This window comes from Undibacterium sp. RuTC16W, from assembly GCF_049339445.1.
In the GTDB taxonomy this organism is placed as follows: Bacteria; Pseudomonadota; Gammaproteobacteria; order Burkholderiales; family Burkholderiaceae_D; genus Undibacterium.
Map to the genome: position 1 here is coordinate 253,452 of NZ_JBMPPE010000004.1, position 21,152 is coordinate 274,603.

At 46.2% G+C, this 21,152-nt stretch carries 16 protein-coding genes; 12 read left to right on the top strand and 4 right to left on the bottom strand.

Annotated elements, in window-relative coordinates:
- Positions 1–104 precede the first annotated feature (104 nt).
- Together ACO0K4_RS10060 and ACO0K4_RS10065 are read left to right on the top strand one after the other, a co-directional pair.
- On the top strand, positions 105–731 hold the full coding sequence (locus ACO0K4_RS10060) for a DUF47 domain-containing protein (RefSeq protein WP_422956486.1): 627 nt from the start codon (positions 105–107) through the stop codon (positions 729–731).
- A 163-nt stretch (positions 732–894) separates the two neighbouring features.
- Positions 895–1,905, top strand: coding sequence for an inorganic phosphate transporter (locus ACO0K4_RS10065; RefSeq protein ID WP_422956487.1), 1,011 nt, complete (start codon positions 895–897; stop codon positions 1,903–1,905).
- 141 nt (positions 1,906–2,046) lie between these two features.
- Here ACO0K4_RS10065 and ACO0K4_RS10070 read toward each other — a convergent pair whose 3' ends face one another.
- The 4 genes from ACO0K4_RS10070 to ACO0K4_RS10085 form a co-directional block, all read right to left on the bottom strand.
- Positions 2,047–2,748, bottom strand: a complete 702-nt coding sequence (locus ACO0K4_RS10070) for a hypothetical protein (protein ID WP_422956488.1) — start codon at positions 2,746–2,748, stop codon at positions 2,047–2,049.
- Positions 2,749–2,995: 247 nt separating this feature from the next.
- Positions 2,996–3,754 (bottom strand): LytR/AlgR family response regulator transcription factor, encoded by a 759-nt coding sequence (locus tag ACO0K4_RS10075; RefSeq protein WP_422956489.1) that lies wholly within the window; start codon positions 3,752–3,754, stop codon positions 2,996–2,998.
- An 18-nt stretch (positions 3,755–3,772) separates the two neighbouring features.
- Complete coding sequence (locus ACO0K4_RS10080; protein WP_422956490.1) at positions 3,773–5,113, bottom strand: sensor histidine kinase; 1,341 nt, start codon at positions 5,111–5,113, stop codon at positions 3,773–3,775.
- Between the two features lie 372 nt (positions 5,114–5,485).
- Entirely contained in the window at positions 5,486–7,723 is a 2,238-nt protein-coding gene (locus ACO0K4_RS10085; protein ID WP_422956491.1) for a bifunctional diguanylate cyclase/phosphodiesterase, read from the bottom strand.
- A gap of 313 nt (positions 7,724–8,036) precedes the next feature.
- On the opposite strand from ACO0K4_RS10085, the gene aroC reads away from it, so the two are divergent.
- The 10 genes from aroC to lepB all read left to right on the top strand — a co-directional run bounded on the left by aroC (position 8,037) and on the right by lepB (position 21,152).
- Positions 8,037–9,125: a chorismate synthase gene (gene aroC, locus ACO0K4_RS10090; protein ID WP_422956492.1), complete on the top strand. Its 1,089-nt coding sequence runs from the start codon at positions 8,037–8,039 to the stop codon at positions 9,123–9,125.
- Positions 9,126–9,748: 623 nt separating this feature from the next.
- Positions 9,749–11,152, top strand: a complete 1,404-nt coding sequence (gene leuC / locus ACO0K4_RS10095) for a 3-isopropylmalate dehydratase large subunit (RefSeq protein WP_422956493.1) — start codon at positions 9,749–9,751, stop codon at positions 11,150–11,152.
- Positions 11,153–11,173: 21 nt separating this feature from the next.
- Entirely contained in the window at positions 11,174–11,296 is a 123-nt protein-coding gene (locus ACO0K4_RS10100) for an entericidin A/B family lipoprotein (protein ID WP_422956494.1), read from the top strand.
- A 2-nt stretch (positions 11,297–11,298) separates the two neighbouring features.
- Complete coding sequence (gene leuD, locus ACO0K4_RS10105) at positions 11,299–11,946, top strand: 3-isopropylmalate dehydratase small subunit (RefSeq protein ID WP_422956495.1); 648 nt, start codon at positions 11,299–11,301, stop codon at positions 11,944–11,946.
- Positions 11,947–11,962: 16 nt separating this feature from the next.
- Complete coding sequence (gene leuB / locus ACO0K4_RS10110) at positions 11,963–13,033, top strand: 3-isopropylmalate dehydrogenase (protein WP_422956496.1); 1,071 nt, start codon at positions 11,963–11,965, stop codon at positions 13,031–13,033.
- Between the two features lie 55 nt (positions 13,034–13,088).
- Positions 13,089–14,216 (top strand): aspartate-semialdehyde dehydrogenase, encoded by a 1,128-nt coding sequence (gene asd / locus ACO0K4_RS10115; protein WP_422956638.1) that lies wholly within the window; start codon positions 13,089–13,091, stop codon positions 14,214–14,216.
- Between the two features lie 288 nt (positions 14,217–14,504).
- Positions 14,505–17,336, top strand: coding sequence for a FimV/HubP family polar landmark protein (locus tag ACO0K4_RS10120; protein WP_422956497.1), 2,832 nt, complete (start codon positions 14,505–14,507; stop codon positions 17,334–17,336).
- Positions 17,337–17,415: 79 nt separating this feature from the next.
- Positions 17,416–18,234: a tRNA pseudouridine(38-40) synthase TruA gene (truA, locus tag ACO0K4_RS10125; protein WP_422956498.1), complete on the top strand. Its 819-nt coding sequence runs from the start codon at positions 17,416–17,418 to the stop codon at positions 18,232–18,234.
- Between the two features lie 216 nt (positions 18,235–18,450).
- Entirely contained in the window at positions 18,451–20,244 is a 1,794-nt protein-coding gene (gene lepA / locus ACO0K4_RS10130; RefSeq protein WP_422956499.1) for a translation elongation factor 4, read from the top strand.
- Entirely contained in the window at positions 20,241–21,152 is a 912-nt protein-coding gene (gene lepB, locus ACO0K4_RS10135; RefSeq protein WP_422956500.1) for a signal peptidase I, read from the top strand. Before lepA ends, lepB begins: the two co-directional genes overlap by 4 nt.

Sequence of the window (21,152 nt, forward strand, 5' to 3'; positions counted from 1 at the left end):
TTAGTTTTAGTAAATTTATTCAATATGAAGCAGCGTCTGAAGTTGCGGGACAAGGTCCTGTAGCTTCGACACAATTTTAGTGTTACTACTTTAGTGAGAAAAAAATGTTTGGACGATTGATGCCCACAGAGGGAAAGTTTTTTGAACTCTTTAATCAGCATGCTGAGTTGTGCGTAAAAGGATCGAAGGAAATGGTTGCTCTGATGACTAATTTTGATGATCTGGAAATCAGGGTTCATGCGATCGAAGCAATTGAAAAGCAAGCAGATACCGTTACCTACAATACAATCGAACTGCTGCATAAGACATTTATTACACCGCTAGATAGAGATGACATTCATAAGCTGATTACTCGCATGGACGATATTCTTGATTTGCTGGAGGATGCTGGTCAGACTATTTCTTTGTATGATATCCGTGAGATTACGCCTGAAGCAAAGCGTCTCGCCGAACTCTGCCTGGCTTGCGCTGAAAAAGTGAGAGATGCTGTAGCGCTGTTACCGAATATGGCGAATTCACGTCAGATGTTATCGATCTGCGAAGAGATTGATCGCCTGGAGTCCGATGCAGATCACGTCATGCGTGCTGCAATGTCCAAGCTGTTCCGTGATGAACCGGATGTGCGCAATCTGATCAAGCTGAAAGCGATTTACGAGATTCTCGAAACCGTCACTGATCGTTGCGAAGATGTTGCTAATATCATTGAAGGTATCATTGTCGAAAACGCATAAATTCAAGCGTGAGGGTGATTGAGCCACCTTCACCTGCCTTGGTTTGTGGCTGTCCCCTGCTTAGCCGACGGGGCAGATAAGTTAATAGATTTAACAAGTACTCGTTCTCTATCGTTCAGAGTTTAGAGAATTGACATGAGAACTTAAAAGAGAAGTGAATTCCATGCAAACCGTCCACATGAGCCTGTACGTTATCGCCTTACTGGTGATCTTGGCTTTGTTATTTGATTTTATGAATGGCTTCCATGATGCCGCTAACGCAATTGCGACAGTGGTATCGACAGGAGTTTTAAAGCCGCAGCAAGCGGTCGCGATGGCAGCGTTTTTTAACGTCATCGCTATTTTGTTTTTTCAGCTGAAAGTCGCCGCCACAATCGGTAAAGGCACAATTGATCCATCTGTTGTTGACCACTATGTGATTTTCGGTGCGTTGGTTGGCGCTATTTTTTGGAACCTGGTTACCTGGTATTTTGGTATTCCATCCTCATCATCACATGCCTTGATCGGCGGTCTGGTCGGTGCTGCCGTAGCCAAAGCGGGTACTGGTGCTCTGGTTTCTAAAGGCTTGTGGACCACGATTACTTTTATTGTGTTATCACCGTTGCTGGGTTTCGTGCTTGGATCGGTCATGATGCTGATTGTGTCATGGCTATTTGTGAAGTCGACGCCATTGAAGGTTGATAAGTGGTTCCGGCGTTTGCAATTAGTGTCCGCTTCAATGTTCAGCCTTGGTCACGGCGGCAACGATGCACAAAAAACTATCGGTATTATCTGGATGTTGCTGGTGTCTGCTGGCTATGTATCTAATAGCGATGCGTTACCCCCAATGTGGGTCGTCATTTCCTGCTATGCATCCATCGGACTGGGTACTCTGTTTGGTGGCTGGCGCATCGTAAAAACCATGGGCCAAAAAATCACTAAATTAAAACCTGTCGGTGGTTTTTGTGCTGAGACTGGTGGTGCTATCACCTTGTTTGTTGCATCCCATTTTGGCATTCCGGTATCAACTACACATACCATCACGGGTGCAATCGTTGGTGTCGGTTCAGCGCAAAAAATGTCTGCCGTCCGCTGGGGGGTTGCCGGCAATATTGTGTGGGCCTGGATTTTGACTATTCCGGCTAGTGCATTTGTCGCGGCAATTGCATGGTGGATAGGGCGGCATATTCTATAATACTCCCTGCTAAATCAATACAAACAAGGTTGATTCCGCACTATTGACAAGGGTCTTTAAAAAATACATGAGGGGAGTATGTTTTCTCATTAAAGCCACATCCATTTAATATGGCGGTGGCTTTTGTATTTTTGGGAGGCGTCATCGCCGGTCCCGGAATCCTAATGTTGTTTGTACTTGCCCGAGGCAAGACCAACTAAGCCTAGTGTATTCATCCTCTGAATCTAAGGCAGCTTGCAAGTCTTCAATTTTCTCCAGTTCATTCTTAACGAATGGCATCCATACACGGTTAATTTCATCGTTTAGTTGCTCCTTGGTTTTTCCAATAGGGCCGATTAAAGGTGTGTTCTCATAGCGTCTGCCCATCTTTGCTCGTACTAGGTCAGCTAAAGCAGGTAATTTTTCTTTGTAAAGTTTTACATGCTGCATTTCATGTTCGAGAATTTCGTTATAAGCGCAGGAATTTTCTGGAAACTCTTTGCCTACATAGACATTAATTGCAGGATGTTCCATGTTTATTTCGATACGTGGAGCAAAACATTCTTGATTACTGTTCTTGTCATCAATGATCGGACCTTCAAAATCGATTTGAATAATACTGTGCCTGGCAGTGAGGCCGAGAATGTAGTCAGTGGAGTAGGTTTTCGTACTCATCGTACGCAATTTTTGGCTGCTAACGTTGTTGTGTACGAGGTAGGGACCTTCAGACTCGGAGACGACGATACTGGTTTGTGGTAATTCTTTGTTACAGCGCCATTCAAAATTGTTTTGGCTCAAGGCAACATTAGTGAGTAGTGCAGAGAGACAAAGGGGCAATATCGACAATAGTTGATTTTTCCTCATTGTTATTCTCCTTCTTCCTGTTCGCCATTTCGATAAGCTGATGGATTGATTTTCTCAGCGCAACATCCTTACGCAAGCCGGTTGAATTTGCTAGAGATACCATGATGTTCGCCTGGCAAATCAGTATGATCAATATAAGTAATTTTTTAACTAGAGGAATATGTTTTTTTAGAGGGCGATATAGATCAACTTAGTTATGAATGCCTCTTTACTCAGCCCGTGGAAGCAGCATTCGAAAAATGTCAGATTACATTTGCTTAAACAAATGCACAAAGCTGCGGCTGACTTCGAGTTTTTCTGTCAGTCCTTTTATCTGTACCAAGTGGCGGCCCCTTAAATCACGGACAACACCTGATATTGCTTTTGCGTTAACTAATGTTGCGCGATGGATTTGCCAGAATAAAGCCGGATCAAGCTCTTCAGCGAGATCGCGAACCGGTTTTCTGATTAACGCCTCATAGCTTGCTGTCTGTACACGGGTATATTTTTCATCCGACTGAAAAAATAAAATTTCCTCTACCGGAATCAGGCGTAGTTCCTGCCCGATCGATGCTTGTATCCATTGCAAATAATTGACTTTGGTACCGATACCCATTTGCTTGGCAAGCTGGGCCAGCATATTGCTCATGTCATTTGGTTCATCTTTACTACTCAGCCGTGCTTTCAATCTGTCGACTGTTTTGGTTAGCCGTTCTATGTCGGCTGGTTTCAATACATAATCAACAGCGCCATGATCAAATGCTTCAATTGCGTATTGATCGTACGCCGTAATGAAAACGATATGCGCTTTGCCTCCGATCTCTTTCGCCGCCTCTAATCCGGTTTTGACTGGCATGCGTATGTCGAGGAATACGAAGTCTGGCATCAGGCTATCAACCAGTTGTACGGCCTCTTCGCCATTTTTTGCTTCATCAAGGATGTGCAATTCTGGCCAGACCTGCTCCAGTCGTGACCTTAATTGGTCGCGCATCAGTCTTTCATCATCGGCTAGTATCGCTGTAGGCATAGTAAAAGTTCTGGTTAATTAGTTGGCTAACTCATAAGGTATTTCTATAGTAACGCAAACTCCTGTCGGTTGATTGGGTGTAATGATCATTTGTGCTTTTTCTTTGTAAATGAGCTTCAAGCGTTCGCGAATATTTTGTAATCCCAGACCGGTACCGTTGCTAGGCATTGCGCCGAAACCGAGACCATTGTCACTGACGGAGACGCGTAATTTATTGTGCGCGACCTCAGCATGAAAGCGAACGGTGCCGCCTTCCGCTTTAACTTCCAATCCATGCTTGATCGCGTTCTCAACCAGTGATTGCAACATCATGGGTGGGAATGATGCGCTGCGTAATCCTTCCGGCATATTAAAGTCGACTTCCAGTCGTTCTTCCATCCGCATTTTTAAGAGTTCGAGATAAGACTTCACCATGTCGGCTTCGCGTCCGAGGTTCGTTTTGGCCGCATTCTCGCGCATTTGCGGCAATACGGCACGCAGGTAAGAGATCAGACTGCGTTGCATCGCTGCTGCTCTTGGCGGATCGGTCTCGATTAAATACTCGACGGATGCCAGCGTGTTGAAAAGGAAATGCGGCTCGACTTGGGCCTGCATCATTTGCATTTGTGCTTCACTTACCTGGCGTAATAAAGATTCCCGTTCCGCGGACAGATTGGCTTCTTTGGCTTTTTCTTCGGCACGAACTTTGCCGCCCATTAATGCCTTCATCCCGAGAAGGCCAAAGATCAGAAGCATGACAAAGTTCATAAACCACTTAGATGATTTCTTCTGGTAGCTTTTTACTTCCTCATCGGCAGCGTCGGCAACAGCATCTTCAATGTCGTTACTGATTTCCTGGGCAATGTCTGGCGGTAGTTTGATATGGATGTCATCCTGGCCGGCTTTGGGCATGACTGGTATTGCCGGGGCGTTTGGCGGTGAGGCTGGATTGGATGCATTGGGTGCCTCAGGTGGTGCCGGTACTGCCGATGGAGCAGGTGGTGTGGAGGGGCCGCCCTCTTTCAGAACACGGATGCCATTTTCATCTATTTCGATTTGCTTGCCGCCACCATCGGTCTTATTTTTGCGGATATGAATCCCTGTGCCGTCGATCTCAATATTCGTATCACCATCATTGATACTTTTTGTCTTACTTGCTTTCTTCGCAGCTTTTTTATTGGTGACAATGACACCATCGTCTGAGTTCAGAATATTGTCCTGGAAGATGGAGCCGGTAATCATCATGATTAACGCGAACAGAAAAAATTTCCACCAGGATAAGGTTGTTACCCAGGCAGCAGTTTTATCAAACGCTTTGCTTAACCAATGCAAGAATGCAGTGATAAGTTCTTTGATGGTTTGGATCGCGTTGGGATTCATGATGAAGCTTTCTGATAATGATTTACTTTTTTGCGTTGCCAATCAAGTTGAGATCAGGCTTTGCATACTGTTTTGCTGCATGTTGTCACTCTAAAGAAATAGAGTAGCGATTACCATCAGCATGCGACAGTCTGCAAAATCGGGGGAATAGAAATAGAAAATTCTATTCTGGTGTGCAAACGAAAATACAGACAAAAGCCTAGATGGAAGCGAAGCTAATGGATAACTCTTCGCCTGGAGACTGTTTGCGGTGGCAATCTGTGGTGAAATAGGCAATTTAATGGCAACACAATTCATTTGTGTGCAATATAATAAAAATGGCATACGTAGTGGCTTGAAGCCATCACATATGCCATTTTTTGATCTGGGAAATTAATTGTTCTTGAGTTGCCGTTTATTTTCTAACCAAGGGTGTAAGTCTTCTCTGGTCATTGGTTTTGCATACAGATAGCCTTGCGCTAAATGGCAGCCGAATGAGAGCAGCGTCTGCGCTTGCATCTCGCTTTCTACTCCCTCTGCGATGATGGCGATGCCTAAACTTTTGCCTAGTTGAACGACCATTTTGGCAATGCTGCCTTCACCTGAGTCTTGTCTTATTTCATTGACAAAAGCCCGGTCAATTTTCAGTTTGTCGATATCGAGTTTTTGTAAATGGCTCAGTGATGAGAATCCTGTACCAAAATCATCAATCGAAATCTTAATGCCCAGTTGTTTAATCTGATGCAGGGTTTTGATCAGCAGTTCCGGGTCCTTCATCGCCATCGATTCGGTGATTTCCAACTCAATTGATTCTGGCGGTGCCTGGGTATCTAGTAAGGCACTGTTGAGTGATTGCATAAACAGCGGATGAGAAAATTGTGCCTGCGAGACGTTAATCGCCATCTGGAAGTCGTTATACCCAAGACTGCGTAAATGTACCAATTCACGACATGCTGTGCGCAGCACCCATTCACCTATATCAACGATCAGGCCGGAATATTCGGCGATCGGGATAAATAAATCGGGCGGAACAAATTTGCCTTCCTCAGTTTTCCAGCGGAGTAAGGCTTCTGCGCCGACTACCCGTCCATTTGACATATCGATTTGAGGCTGGAACACCAGAAATAATTTTTCATTTTCAAATGCTGCGCGCAAAGCGTGCATCAGACGCACACGTTCCCGTATTTCCACGCCCATATCCCGTGTGAAGTAGACGAAACTACCTCGCTGGTGTGTTTTTGCTCGTTTGAGTGCAATGTTGGTATCTTTGAGGGCTTCAGACCCGTCACCATCGTAGTCAGATAGTGCAACCAAACCGATGGTTGCTGATAATTGCACATCCTGACGGTCGACCTGAAAGGGCGGAGTAAACAAGGTCAGGATCGCTTGCGGACACACCATTTCTTCGTCACCCAGCAGGGCAAAAGTATCGCTGCCTACGCGTGCAAGCTGACAATCTTCGCCAAAATGCTTGACCAGACGCTGAGCAACTGCGCAAAGTAACATGTCACCAAACTGATGACCTAAGGCATCATTGGTTTCAGCGAAATGATCGATGTCGATCAATGATAGTGCACTATGTTTTTTGAGTGGCGATTGCAGTGTTTCATTTAGTGTCTGCAATAATTTGAGCCGGTTTGCCAGGCTGGTCAGCGGGTCATAAAACGCATAGCTGTGTAACCGTGAGGTCAGCATGACGTTATCCAGGCCAACCGAAACATTATTACAAAAGACTTCGAGCAGACGCTTGTCCATCTCGCTCAGATTTAGTCCTACATTCAGGTAGACCGTCAAATCTCGATCTGCAACATTGCTAAAATATAGTGTTGTTGATTCAGCCTCGTATAAATTGTAGCGTTCTTGCATTGACCTTTGTACGATGGCATTCGCTTTCTCATCGACGACATCGCTTACGGGATGATCGATCAGGTGTTGGAATGAATTAGTCGCTGCGATAATTTTAAGTTCTTTTTCTCCATCGGCTCCCTGTTGTGAACATACAAAGCCTTCTGCCTGATTGCCAAGCAAGCCGGAGATTTGGGTGAGCACGCCTGAGGAAAAATTTTGTAAACCACGCAATGCCATCAGCTCAGTACTGGCATTGATAATTAGTTCAAGTCCGCGACGGCTGGCGCTAATTGCGCAAATTTGTTCGTAGGAGCGTATGGCAGATGTAACTGCAGTGTAGAGTTTAGTGCGGGTTAGTTCGGATTTGGTTTTGTAGTCATTGATGTCGTAGTCGCGTATGGCATCAATCTCGGGCGCATAACCTGGTTGGCCTGTGCGCAGGATAATGCGTACATCCACCAGACCCAGCGTTTTACGTATGTGGCTGACGAGCTGGAGTCCCGCATCCTCTTGCTCCATCACGACGTCTAGCAGAATGATTGCTATGTCTGTTTCGTTTTGCAGTATGTCGCGAGCTTCTGCTGCCGAGTAAGCATGTAAAAAGCTTAGCGGACGATGCTGGATCTCCAGGCTGCCCAGGGCAAATGTTGTCGCTGAATGTACATCCGGATCATCGTCGATGATCATGATTCGCCACGTGGGGTGAAGCCTGGTCACTGCCGAAGACTCACTTGCCTCTGGTTCATCCAGAAAGACCAGATCATCTTCGGAAGAGTGGATCATTGCATTCATCTGAGAAGCGACTCCAAGGATGGATTTATATATTGACTACAAATCTTAATGATTATGTTTGTATGGAACTATCGCATTAAATTTACAAACAGCCAAGTCACAAATGCTCTGTGTACTCAGTATAAAACAAGAAAACTTAATAAATGGCAGTTTGCCTCCATAAAAACTGATTTTGTAGATGCATGTCGATGTTTTGTCGGTAGTTTTTGATGTTTTGGATCGGTCTGTTTCAGGGTTTTTGTCCGGTTAATGGGTGATCGCTGTTAAAATTGCGTCAATTCTGAATAAAATTTTGCAAAACACTATGTCCGGTAATACTTTTGGAACTTTATTTACTGTAACCACATTTGGCGAGTCTCACGGACCAGCGATTGGTTGTGTTATTGATGGTTGTCCTCCGGGTCTGGAGTTATCTGAGCTGGATATCCAGCCAGAACTGGATCGTCGCAAACCTGGTACTTCGCGCCATGTCACGCAGAGGCAGGAGCCGGATACGGTAGAAATCCTGTCGGGTGTGTATCAAGGTAAAACGACGGGTACGCCGATTGCCTTGCTGATTCGTAACCAGGATCAGCGTAGTAAGGACTATGGCAATATCACCGAAACCTTTCGTCCGGGGCATGCCGATTTCACCTATTGGAACAAGTACGGCATCCGTGATCCGCGCGGTGGTGGCCGCTCCTCTGCACGTTTGACAGCACCTGTTGTCGGCGCCGCAGCGATAGCTAAAAAATGGTTACATCAGCAATATGGCACCACATTTAAAGGTGGCATGAGTCAGTTGGGCGATATTGTGATTCCCTTCCAGTCTTGGGATTATGTGCCTGAAAACCCATTTTTTGCGCCAAACAATGATGCGGCGTTGATTACGCTGCTTGAAGATTATATGGACGCGCTGCGTAAAGACGGCGATTCCATCGGGGCGCGTATTGATGTGGTTGCCAGTGGTGTACCGGTAGGCTTGGGCGAGCCTATCTATGACAAGCTGGATGCCGAGATCGCTTACGCCATGATGGGAATTAATGCGGTCAAAGGTGTAGAAATCGGTGCTGGATTTCAATGCATCGCTCAACGTGGTTCCGAGCATGGCGACGAGTTAACGCCGGAAGGTTTTGTCGGCAATAATGCAGGTGGTGTCTTGGGTGGTATTTCAACCGGGCAGGACATCACTGTGTCGATCGCGATCAAGCCAACTTCCTCCATCCGGACGCCGCGCCGATCAATCGATAAGGACGGCAATGCTGTAATGGTGGAAACCTTTGGTCGTCACGATCCGTGTGTTGGTATTCGCGCCACGCCGATCGCTGAGGCCATGCTGGCATTGGTGCTAATGGATCATGCGTTGAGGCACAGAGCGCAATGCGGTGATGTGCAAGTCAGCACTTTTAAATAGAAAAATATGAAATAAGGGGAGTATGCTTAAAAACACCCTTAATTGCGCTGTTCTTTATTGGCGCTGAAATATATACTTATCCTGAGTATGTTTAATTTCCATCAAGCTCGTCCTTGACGCATTGTTTTATCTCAGTACGCTTGCAGCGCCAAATAAAATAGGGGAATTTTTCTGATTCCCCTGATTTTTCCAACAAAAATTTTGCTTTAAGTCCCTATTCAGCTTTTTTATATTGAAACCTGAATGCCTTAAATTGATGCGTGACACGGTTCTGCAATGCACAATTGTGGCATAATCAAACGCAAATCTTGCATAAGAGTCTCCCGGGCTCGGTCTTCAAGGCCACAAAATCACTTGCGTGGTGCACGATTGATCGGTTTTGCTGCATAGTCATCCGACAGCGCTGTGTAAATTCGCTCATCCATCACGCTTAATTCTTTGTGTTCGCTTAATGGTTGCTCCAATCAGATTAAACGAATCGATGTCCGGCATCCTCTGTGTATGTGTTGTGTCTCTGATGATCAATTCTTGGCCTATTTCTGCCGTTTGTTCATTTTTTTCACAGCATATGATTTGTTTTTCACCATTTATCGTTTTTTAAATCATCGCGCAGGCTTCAGATCATGCTTAAAACGCTTTACGACAAACTGTGGGAATCCCACGTAGTTCATGCCGACGACGATGGTACGGCTATTTTGTATATTGACCGTCATTTGCTGCATGAAGTCACCAGCCCGCAGGCTTTTGAGGGGCTCAAACTGGCAGGGCGCCAGCCCTGGCGCTTGTCGGCGAATTTAGTCGTTGCGGATCACAATGTACCGACGACGAATCGCATTAACGGTATTGACGATCCTACCTCGCGTTTGCAAGTGGAGACGCTGGACGCTAATGCAAAGCAATACGGACTGACTTACTTTGGTATGAACGATAAGCGTCAGGGAATTGTGCACGTCATCGGACCGGAGCAGGGTGCCACTTTGCCAGGAATGACGGTTGTCTGTGGTGATTCGCATACCTCGACTCATGGCGCGTTTGCCTGCCTGGCGCATGGCATTGGTACGTCAGAAGTCGAGCATGTATTGGCCACGCAAACACTGATTGCTAAAAAATCCAAAGCCATGCTGGTTCAGGTGGACGGTGCAATGCCAGCAGGCGTTACCGCAAAGGATATTGTGCTTGCCGTCATTGGCAAAATTGGTACGGCTGGTGGTACCGGCTATGCGATTGAATTTGCTGGCTCAACGATCCGAAGTCTGTCGATGGAAGGTCGTATGACTGTCTGTAATATGGCCATCGAGGCAGGTGCCCGTGCAGGGATGATCGCGGTCGATCAGACCACGATTGAGTATGTAAAAGGTCGTCCATTTTCGCCTGTTGGCCCGCACTGGGATACCGCGGTCTCTTATTGGAATACATTACATACGGATGCCGGTGCGAAATTTGACATGGTCGTCACGCTGAATGCTGCGGAGATCAAGCCGCAAGTTACTTGGGGCACATCGCCAGAGATGGTGGTCAGTATCGATGCCCGCGTACCAGATCCTGATCAGGAAAAAGATGCCGTTAAGCGGGATGCAATGGAAAAGGCCCTGGTTTACATGGCATTGAAGCCAAACACAGCAATTGAAGATATCCGTATCGACAAAGTATTTATCGGCTCTTGCACCAATTCCCGTATCGAAGATTTGCGTGCTGCGGCTGCGGTCGTGCGCGGCAAATTCCGCGCGTCGAATGTCAAACTGGCCATGGTGGTGCCTGGCTCTGGTCTGGTCAAAGATCAGGCTGAGCGCGAAGGTTTAGATAAAATTTTCCGTGATGCAGGTTTTGAATGGCGTGAGCCGGGTTGCTCGATGTGCTTGGCCATGAATGCAGATCGCCTGGAGCCGGGTGAGCGCTGCGCCTCCACATCTAATCGTAATTTTGAAGGTCGTCAGGGGCAGGGCGGCCGTACTCATCTGGTGTCTCCTGCGATGGCTGCTGCGGCAGGTATTGCTGGTCATTTTGTTGATGTCCGCGCTTTGCGCTAATTTTTATTTGAAGGAATTAACATGAAAAAATTATTTACTTTGGCTATCTGCGTGTTTGTTCTGGCTGCTTGCAATACAGTGCAAGGCATTGGTAAAGACGTCAAAAAAGCAGGCGAAGTGGTTGAAGGCGCCGGTAAAAAATAATCATGGAAAAATTTACCGTTCTTGATGGTCTCGTTGCGCCTATGGATAGAGCCAATGTCGACACCGATGCCATCATTCCTAAGCAATTTTTAAAATCAATACAGCGTAGTGGTTTTGGCCCTAACCTGTTTGATGAGTGGCGCTATCTCGATCACGGTGAGCCGGGAATGGATAATTCCAAGCGTCCGTTAAACCCAGATTTTGTGTTGAATCAGGCGCGCTATCAAGGCGCGTCGATTTTGTTGACGCGTAAAAATTTTGGCTGTGGTTCTTCTCGTGAACATGCCCCCTGGGCGTTAGATCAATTTGGCTTTCGTGCGGTGATTGCGCCTAGTTTTGCGGACATTTTTTTTAATAATTGTTTTAAAAATGGACTGCTGCCGATTGTTTTGAGTGAGTCCCAAGTTGATCAGTTATTTAACGAGGTCAAGGCTTTTCCCGGTTTTCGCCTGATTGTAGATCTGGAAAAGCAAGTCGTGACCACATTGAGCGGGAGTGTGAGTTATCCGTTTGACGTGGATACCTTCCGCAAATATTGTTTGCTCAATGGACTCGATGACATCGGTTTGACCTTGCGTCAGGCCGACAAGATCCGCGCATTTGAAGAGCGTCATATCGCAATGCAACCCTGGTTGACTAATACGATTTAATTGAATTTGGTAAAACATGAAAATAGCAATTTTGCCGGGTGACGGCATTGGTCCCGAGATTATCGAACAGGCGGTAAAGGTTTTGAATGTGCTGGGTGAGTCATTTGAAATGGAAACAGCGCCAGTCGGAGGTGCGGGCTACGAAGCGAGCGGACATCCGCTGCCAGAAGCAACGCTGAAACTGGCGCTGGATGCAGATGCGGTGCTGTTTGGCTCGGTTGGTGACTGGAAGTACGACACATTAGAGCGTGCGTTGCGCCCGGAGCAGGCGATTCTTGGTTTGCGTAAGAACTTGAATCTGTTTGCGAATCTGCGTCCAGCGATTTTATACCCTGAACTTGCGGGCGCTTCGACTTTAAAGCCTGAAGTGGTTTCTGGTCTGGATATATTGATTATCCGTGAATTGACTGGTGATATTTATTTCGGTCAGCCGCGTGGTGTAAGAGAATGCCCGGATGGCCCGTTTAAAGGTCAGCGCGAAGGTTTCGATACCATGCGTTACGCAGAGGGGGAAATCCGTCGTATCGCTCATGTCGCTTTTCAGGCAGCGCAAAAACGTTCTAAACGTCTGACCAGCGTTGACAAGGCGAACGTACTGGAGACTTTTCAGTTCTGGAAAGATATCGTGACCGACGTGCATAAAGAATATCCTGACGTGGCTCTGGATCATATGTATGTTGATAACGCTGCGATGCAACTGGTACGTGCGCCGAAAAAATTCGATGTGATTGTGACCGGCAATATGTTTGGTGATATTTTGTCTGACGCGGCGGCAATGCTGACTGGCTCGATCGGCATGCTGCCATCTGCGTCTCTGGATGCAAATAATAAGGGTCTGTATGAGCCTTCGCATGGTTCTGCACCGGATATCGCCGGTAAGAACGTGGCAAATCCTTTGGCAACGATACTCTCTGCGGCCATGATGTTGCGTTTTTCTATGGGTAAAGCTGAGCAGGCTGACCGTATTGAGAATGCTGTTAAGAAGGTCTTGTCACAAGGTTTGCGTACACCGGATATTTATGAGGCGGGTACAACGAAAGTTGGTACCGTCGAAATGGGTAATGCGGTTGTAAGTGCCTTGGCTTAGAAAGTGGTTGGCGTGTAAATCAGCAGGGATTGCCTGCAAATTTTAGGGAAAGATGATGAAACTAGTTGGTCTGGTAGGTTGGCGTGGAATGGTGGGTTCAGTCCTGATGCAGCGCATGCAGGAAGAGGGTGATTTTGCTCATATCGAACCCGTGTTTTTTTCAACATCCAATACAGGTGGCACGGCTCCTGCGGTGGCAAAAAATGAAAAAACATTGAAAGACGCAAATGATATTGATGCGCTGAAGAAGTGCGACATTATTATTACCTGCCAGGGCGGCGACTACACGACGGAAATTTTCCCTAAATTACGTGCATCGGGCTGGGACGGCTATTGGATTGATGCGGCATCTACTCTGCGTATGGACGACAATGCAGTGATTGTTCTTGACCCGGTTAATCTCGACGTGATCAAGACCGCATTAAGTCGAGGCGTGAAGAATTATATCGGCGGTAATTGCACGGTCTCATGCATGTTGATGGGCTTGGGTGGACTGTTTCAACATAACCTGGTTGACTGGATGTCTTCCATGACATATCAGGCTGCTTCTGGCGGTGGGGCGCAACACATGCGTGAACTGTTGACGCAATTTGGCAGTATCAACGCCGAAGTTAAGGCCTTGCTGGATAACCCGGCAGCGGCAATTTTGGAAATTGACCGCAAAGTGCTGGCTAAGCAGCATGCCTTTACTGGTGATGAAACCAAGCAGTTTGGTGTGCCATTAGCTGGCAATCTGATTCCTTGGATTGATAAAGATCTGGGAAATGGCGTTTCTAAAGAAGAGTGGAAAGCTGGTGCTGAAACTAACAAAATCTTAGGCAAAGGCGCTGCCTTCGGTTCTGAGGCAATCCCAGTCGACGGTTTGTGCATCCGTATCGGCGCGATGCGTTGTCACTCTCAGGCATTGACCATCAAGCTCAAGAAAGATGTGCCCTTAGATGAAATCAACGACATCATCGCGCAAAATAATCAATGGGTTAAAGTTGTGCCGAACGAGCGCGAAGCATCTATGCGTGATTTGACTCCCGCCGCAGTGACTGGCAGCTTAACTATTCCTGTCGGACGTTTGCGTAAAATGCAGATGGGTGGTGAATATTTATCTGCTTTCACGGTTGGCGATCAACTATTGTGGGGGGCTGCAGAGCCGTTGCGTCGTATGTTGCGTCTTCTTGTCGCCGATTAACTTGGTACTTTATATTAGCAGAGCGAAAAGGAGTGAATTCACTCCTTTTTTAATTTTCTGAGGGGTTTTTACCGTTCTTATCTCTGGATTGTCAAACTGCAACAACGATTTATACTAAACGGAAATAGTTTGACCTCTTAATGTATTTACCATACTGACAAATCGAGTTAAGCTTGCACGGCTAAGTTTGTAATGTTATCTTGCGACAATATGATGCATCCATCCGCTATTTGATGTGATTGCTATCGCCAACTGGATTGACCAAATTACCCAAATATGTCCTATAAAATGCATAACTATAAACGCTCACCAGTCATTTCTCTGGGAGGCAAAATGCTGGGTGCAGCGGTAGCCTCATCTTTATTCATGTTGTCCAGTGCCTATGCAACAGGCCTGGGTAAATTAACTGTCTTATCCTCTCTGGGGCAACCTCTGCGTGCAGAGATTGAGCTGACATCTCCCAATAAGGATGAGATTGGTTCACTAGTGCCAAAATTGGCATCGTCCGAGTCTTTTCGTCAGGCAAGTATTGATTTTAATCCTGCCTTATTATCTTTGCGCTTTAGTGTGGAGCAGCGTGGGGCCGGATATGTGATACGTATCAGTTCAAATCAGGCGATGAACGAGCCTTTCGTCGATATGTTGCTGGAGCTGAATTCAAGTAATGGCAAGTTGTTGCGCGAGTACACCTTTTTGCTCGATCCTGCAGAATTAAGAAATAGCCAGTCAGCACAGGTGGCAAATCCTGTGACTGTTGCAGGTTCGACACAGTCGACGACTCCCAATGTTGTGCAGACACGTCCTGTTACGAATTCGGCGCAGCAACCGGCTCAACAGCCAGCACCTGTAGAACGCAAAACATCAACACCAAAAAATGAAACAGCAGCACAATCCAAGCCGGCCGGTGACTATCAGGTAAAGCCTGGTGATACCTTGAGCAAAATCGCAGGTAGCTACAAGGCAGAAGGCGTTTCTCTGGATCAGATGCTGGTCAGCTTGTATAAAGCTAATCCGCAAGCATTTGCTGGCAACAATATGAATCGCCTGAAGAGCGGGCAGATTTTAACTGTTCCTGATGGTGAGACTAGCCGTTCCTCGATTAATGCCTCAGAGGCACATTCAGTTGTCATGGCGCATGCCAATGACTTTAGCTCGTATAGAAACAAACTTGCAGGACAAGTCGCAACTGCCCCAGCGGAGAAAGTAACCGCTACTAAGCAGACTGCCAGCGGTGTTATTACCGCCAAAGTGAAGGAAGTGCCTACAGCAACGAATGAGTCATTAGATAAACTGAAATTATCAAAAGCGGCTCCTAGCGCTTCAGCGAAATCGGCGACGGGCAAGGCGACCGATGAAGATAAAATTGCAAAAGACAAAGCAATAGCAGATGCAAATGCCAGAGTAAAAGAGTTAGAGAAGAACGTTGAAAGTTTGCAAAAAATTCTTGAAGTTAAAAACAAGGATTTAAGTGACAAACAAGCTGCTGCAAAATTGGCATCGGCATCAGCGAAAGCTGCTTCTGCATCCTCCCCATTGCCAGCAGCATCGGTGCCAGCATCAGCTTCTACTCCAGTGCAGGCTGTAGCACCAGCTATTGCGTCCAGTCCGGCGCCTGTAATTGCCAGTGTGGCCAGTGCAGATGGTGTAGCATCTGCACCACCTGCAAAAACACCGCCCAAGAAAAAAATACTGCCACCTCCGCCACCTGAGCCAGGATTTTTTGATAGCTTGATGGATAGTGGTTTCCTGTTACCTGGTGCCGGTGTGTTATTGGCCTTACTTGGTGGTTACGGTATTTTTGCAAGCCAGCGTAAGAAAAAGTTACAACAGTTCGAAGATAGCATCCTGACTGGTTCCAGCATGAAAGCCAACTCAATGTTTGGCTCCACTGGTGGTCAGAGTGTTGATACTAATAACAGTGTCTTTAACTCGAATTTCGCACCATCGGCAAGTCAATTAGACGCGAATGAGGTTGATCCGGTTGCTGAGGCAGATGTGTACATTGCCTATGGACGTGATTCTCAGGCAGAGGAAATTCTGAAAGAGGCTTTGCGCACTCAGCCAGACAGACATGCAGTCAGAGTGAAATTGCTGGAAATTTATTTTACTCGTAAAGATGCTAAATCATTCGAGCGCCTGGCAGGCGAATTGTATGGCATGACCAGCGGTGAGGGTGATGATTGGGCTCAAGCCGCTTCCATGGGCATTTCATTGGATCCAACGAATCCTCTGTACGCGGGTGGTAAGGCGCCTGCGGATGCGACTGGTGTGATGGGATCAGGCACTCAGCCATTGGAAGATCTGGATCCGGATGCACTGCTAGCTAATTCTTTGACTCATGATATGTTGGAATCTATCAGTATCATTGATACTGCTCATGGTTCGGGTGATGAAAAAGCGCCTGAGTTACATCAGGAGGACATGAGCTTTACCGCTGTTGATGCAAATGCGGGTCTAGGTGCATTGGATTTTGATTTGGAAATACCAGGAGCTGATACTACTCCTGCGTTGGCTGAGTTGGAAGTGCCGAAAATACCTGAGACGTCCGCAAGTTCTCATGCAGCGAAACATGTAGAGCCAGTTGTCGAGGAAATCGTTGATTTTGCCTCAATTGATTTTGACATGGGTGGAGAGGCGCATGTTGCTGAGCCTGCAGTTGTCGATATTCCTGTTGCAGTTCATGCCGGGCATACTGATAATCAATTCAATATTGATCATCTTTCTTTAGATTTGAACGCACCTGAGAGTGTTTCAGATGACCTAGGTGGCATTGCTTTTGAATCTTCGGTACAGCCAGACCCGCATATGCCCGTATCTGAGGTTGCTGAGCATGTAGTGTCGCAAGCGATTGTTCCTGATGCGCCTGCTGCTTTTGAATTTGATTTGTCCGGCATTGATCTGGATCTCGAGCCGGAAGCCAGTAACTCGGAAGTGGTCAACCTGGATCACCAGGAATCGCCAGCTTATAACGCTGAAATGGCAACCAAGCTTGATCTTGCTGTTGCTTATCATGAAATCGGCGACAAGGATGGGGCGCGTGAATTATTGGATGAGGTTGTCAAAGGCGGAACACCAGATCAGGTAATCAAAGCACAGGAGATGCTGGCTCAATTATCTTGATTCTGCATTGACGCAACGACGGGCGCGGCATTTTGCCTGCGCCCGTTTTTATTTTAACGGTTAATTAAATGGATTTGAATTGAAGCGCTTGGTATTAGGTGTGCAATATGACGGTAGTTGCTGGCAGGGCTGGCAAACACAGCCGTCGGGTAAAACGGTTCAAGATCAACTGGAGAAAGCACTTTCTGCTTTTGCTCAAACGCCAATCGCTACTGCTTGTGCTGGCCGTACGGATGCCGGTGTTCATGCGGTTGAGCAGGTTGTGCATTTTGATACTGAACTTGATCGATCCATGTATTCTTGGGTCAACGGTGTTAATGCGTTTTTGCCAGACTCGGTATCAGTTCAATGGGCGACGGAAGTCCCTTTTGCTGATCCCGATGCTCAAGATAATTTTCATGCACGATTCAGTGCTTATGCAAGGACATATCATTATGTTTTGTACAATAATCCAGTGAGGTCAGCACTGTTATCGCAACGAGCAGGTTGGGTTTTTCGGTCTTTGGATCTTGAGCGAATGCGGGCAGCGATCCCTTTTTTAACTGGTGTGCATGACTTTACCGTTTTTCGTGCCGCAGCATGTCAGGCGAAATCTCCGGTTAAACACATGTATGACGTTCAAATAAGCCAGGAGGGATCTCTGTTTATTTTTAGTTTGCGAGCGAATGCTTTTTTACATCATATGGTTCGTAATATCGTTGGTGCCTTGATTTTTGTAGGTACTGGTAAGCGTGAGCCAAAGTGGATTGAGGAACTGATATCGAGTCGCGATCGTAGTATGTCAGCGCCTACCTTTATGCCTGACGGGCTTTACCTTGCTCGTATAGATTACGACCCTAAATGGTGTTTGCCGCAGCGTAAAATAGAGGCGAATTTTCATTTTTCTCCTTTTGTGTAAGTGTCTGATTAGATTTTGCGTATTCTTTATTTTGTTTTATTGTTATTGATTTAATTCGTTGGGATTAACGTTTGCCCGATGCAATATCATTTTTGGGCTTTCTGTGGCGAAATCCGGTAAAATGTCATTTTGCATAACCCAATATTAAGGCGCTCGCCTAGGGATTTTTTGCCCGGCTAAGAGCGCCTTTTTCGTAATAGGCCTCCTGTCCCCCTAATGAAGAACATTCGCAATTTTTCAATCATTGCCCATATTGACCACGGTAAATCTACGCTTGCTGACCGAATTATCCAATTGTGCGGCGGATTGTCCGATCGCGAAATGGAAGCTCAGGTGCTGGACTCGATGGATATCGAGCGTGAGCGTGGCATTACAATTAAGGCACAAACTGCCGCACTGCACTACAAGTCTCTCGATGGCCAGATCTATAACTTAAATCTGATCGACACCCCAGGTCACGTTGACTTCAGCTATGAGGTAAGTCGCTCGCTATCTGCCTGCGAAGGTGCATTACTAGTAGTGGATGCATCGCAAGGGGTAGAAGCGCAAACCGTTGCAAACTGCTATACAGCAATTGAATTGGGCGTGGAAGTCGTTCCTGTTCTAAACAAGATTGATTTGCCTTCTGCTGACCCGGATAATGCCATCAATGAAATTGAGGAAGTGATTGGGATTGAGGCTGGTGATGCTGTACATTGCTCCGCTAAGACCGGATTGGGGGTGCAGGACGTACTCGAGTCATTGATCAAAAAAGTACCACCACCAAAAGGCGACCCCGATGCGCCCTTACAAGCTTTGATCGTTGACTCCTGGTTTGATAACTATGTCGGCGTGGTGATGCTGGTCCGCATCGTCAATGGCACTTTGCGTCCCAAAGACAAAATCTTGTTTATGGCAACCGAAGCTCAGCACCTGGTTGAAAGTGTCGGCGTATTTACTCCAAAATCATTATCTCGTACCGAGCTGACTGCAGGTCAGGTTGGCTTCATTATTGCAGGCATTAAGGAGCTCAAAGCAGCCAAGGTTGGCGATACGATTACTATCGTTGGTAAGGCAGCCAAAGAGCCGTTGCCAGGATTTAAAGAGGTTCAGCCACAAGTTTTTGCCGGATTATTTCCGGTTGAGGCAAATCAGTATGATGCCTTGCGCGATTCTCTGGAAAAGTTAAAACTGAACGATGCTGCTTTAATGTACGAACCAGAAGTGTCGCAGGCCTTGGGTTTTGGATTTCGTTGCGGGTTTCTTGGTCTTTTACATATGGAGATTGTGCAGGAGCGTCTTGAGCGTGAGTTCGATATGGACTTGATCACGACAGCACCTACCGTAATTTACGAAGTTGTCATGGGCGATGGCAGTATTCTGATGGTAGATAATCCGTCCAAAATGCCTGAGCCATCACGGACAGAGGAGATTCGTGAACCAATCGTAACGGTGAATCTTTATATGCCTCAAGAGTATGTAGGCGCCGTCATTACTCTTTGTACTTCAAAGCGCGGGGTGCAGCTTGATATGAATTATCACGGGCGACAGGTGAAGTTGACCTACGAAATGCCGATGGCTGAAATCGTACTCGACTTTTTTGATCGTTTGAAATCGACTTCGCGCGGTTATGCATCGATGGATTACGAATTTAAAGAATATCGAGCAGCAGATGTGGTCAAAGTCGATATGCTGATTAATAGTGAAAAAGTCGATGCGTTGGCGATTATTGTGCATCGTGCCAATAGCCAATATCGTGGTCGCGCAGTTGCAGCGAAAATGCGTGAATTGATTCCTCGTCAAATGTTTGACGTAGCAATTCAGGCTGCGATTGGTGCAAACATTATTTCCCGAGAGAACGTCAAAGCTTTGCGTAAAAATGTATTGGCAAAATGTTATGGTGGTGACATAAGCCGAAAGCGTAAACTGCTTGAGAAGCAAAAGGCAGGTAAAAAACGTATGAAACAAGTTGGTTCTGTGGAAATTCCACAAGAAGCATTTTTGGCAATTTTACAAGTGGATGAGAAATGAGTTTTCAATCGATTTTGGGTAACTTTGCATTAATTCTCTTCGTACTTACCATTGCGACGGGAGTTATCTGGTTTTTGGACATGTTTGTATGGAGCAAGCAACGACGACTTACAGCAGATCAGGCGCTGGCTGAGTTTGATGCACGCACAGCCAGGTTAACGTCCGAAGGAATTCGTGTTGAAGAGGGCGGCCGTAACGAATTGGAGTCAAGATTGCTGAAGCAGCCAACCTGGATTGAATATTCCGGTAGCTTTTTTCCTGTGATTGCCTTGGTATTCTTTTTGCGTTCGTTTCTTTACGAGCCATTTAAGATTCCATCCAGCTCGATGTTGCCGACACTTTTTGTTGGTGATTTGATTCTTGTTAATAAGTTTACTTATGGGATTCGCTTACCAATTCTGAATAAGAAAGTTATAGAAATTAACAATCCGCAGCGTGGTGATGTGATGGTGTTTAAGTACCCAGAAAATCCGGCAGTGGACTATATTAAACGTGTGGTTGGTGTTCCAGGCGATAAAATAATTTATAAAAACAAACGATTATCTGTAAATGGTAAAGATATTTCCTACGAAATGTTGCCTGATTTTCTGGATGAGGAGCGGCTGAGTTATTCAAAGCAATTAAAGGAAGATTTAACTGGCGTACAACATAGTATTTTGAATGACGAGCAATCACCAGCGTTCGTACGGGATCCCCATCAGTTTCCTTTGCGAGAGTTATGTAATTATGATAACGAAGGATTTAGCTGCACTGTACCAGCCGGACAATACTTTATGATGGGCGACAACCGGGATAATAGCTTGGATAGTCGTTATTGGGGGTTTGTGCCTGACCAGAATATTGTTGGTAAAGCTTTTGCAATCTGGATGAATTTTAGCCATTTGAAAAGAATTGGCAGTTTTAAATAA

Excerpts from the sequence above, each read along its gene's own strand:
- ACO0K4_RS10085 (WP_422956491.1), bottom strand. The coding sequence starts at position 7,723 with ATGATCCACTCTTCCGAAGATGATCTGGTCTTTCTGGATGAACCAGAG.
- ACO0K4_RS10060 (WP_422956486.1), top strand. The coding sequence starts at position 105 with ATGTTTGGACGATTGATGCCCACAGAGGGAAAGTTTTTTGAACTCTTT.
- leuD (WP_422956495.1), top strand. The coding sequence starts at position 11,299 with ATGGAAAAATTTACCGTTCTTGATGGTCTCGTTGCGCCTATGGATAGA.
- lepB (WP_422956500.1), top strand. The coding sequence starts at position 20,241 with ATGAGTTTTCAATCGATTTTGGGTAACTTTGCATTAATTCTCTTCGTA.
- leuB (WP_422956496.1), top strand. The coding sequence starts at position 11,963 with ATGAAAATAGCAATTTTGCCGGGTGACGGCATTGGTCCCGAGATTATC.
- ACO0K4_RS10065 (WP_422956487.1), top strand. The coding sequence starts at position 895 with ATGCAAACCGTCCACATGAGCCTGTACGTTATCGCCTTACTGGTGATC.
- ACO0K4_RS10100 (WP_422956494.1), top strand. The coding sequence starts at position 11,174 with ATGAAAAAATTATTTACTTTGGCTATCTGCGTGTTTGTTCTGGCTGCT.
- ACO0K4_RS10080 (WP_422956490.1), bottom strand. The coding sequence starts at position 5,113 with ATGAATCCCAACGCGATCCAAACCATCAAAGAACTTATCACTGCATTC.
- leuC (WP_422956493.1), top strand. The coding sequence starts at position 9,749 with ATGCTTAAAACGCTTTACGACAAACTGTGGGAATCCCACGTAGTTCAT.
- lepA (WP_422956499.1), top strand. The coding sequence starts at position 18,451 with ATGAAGAACATTCGCAATTTTTCAATCATTGCCCATATTGACCACGGT.
- ACO0K4_RS10075 (WP_422956489.1), bottom strand. The coding sequence starts at position 3,754 with ATGCCTACAGCGATACTAGCCGATGATGAAAGACTGATGCGCGACCAA.
- ACO0K4_RS10070 (WP_422956488.1), bottom strand. The coding sequence starts at position 2,748 with ATGAGGAAAAATCAACTATTGTCGATATTGCCCCTTTGTCTCTCTGCA.
- aroC (WP_422956492.1), top strand. The coding sequence starts at position 8,037 with ATGTCCGGTAATACTTTTGGAACTTTATTTACTGTAACCACATTTGGC.
- asd (WP_422956638.1), top strand. The coding sequence starts at position 13,089 with ATGAAACTAGTTGGTCTGGTAGGTTGGCGTGGAATGGTGGGTTCAGTC.
- ACO0K4_RS10120 (WP_422956497.1), top strand. The coding sequence starts at position 14,505 with ATGCATAACTATAAACGCTCACCAGTCATTTCTCTGGGAGGCAAAATG.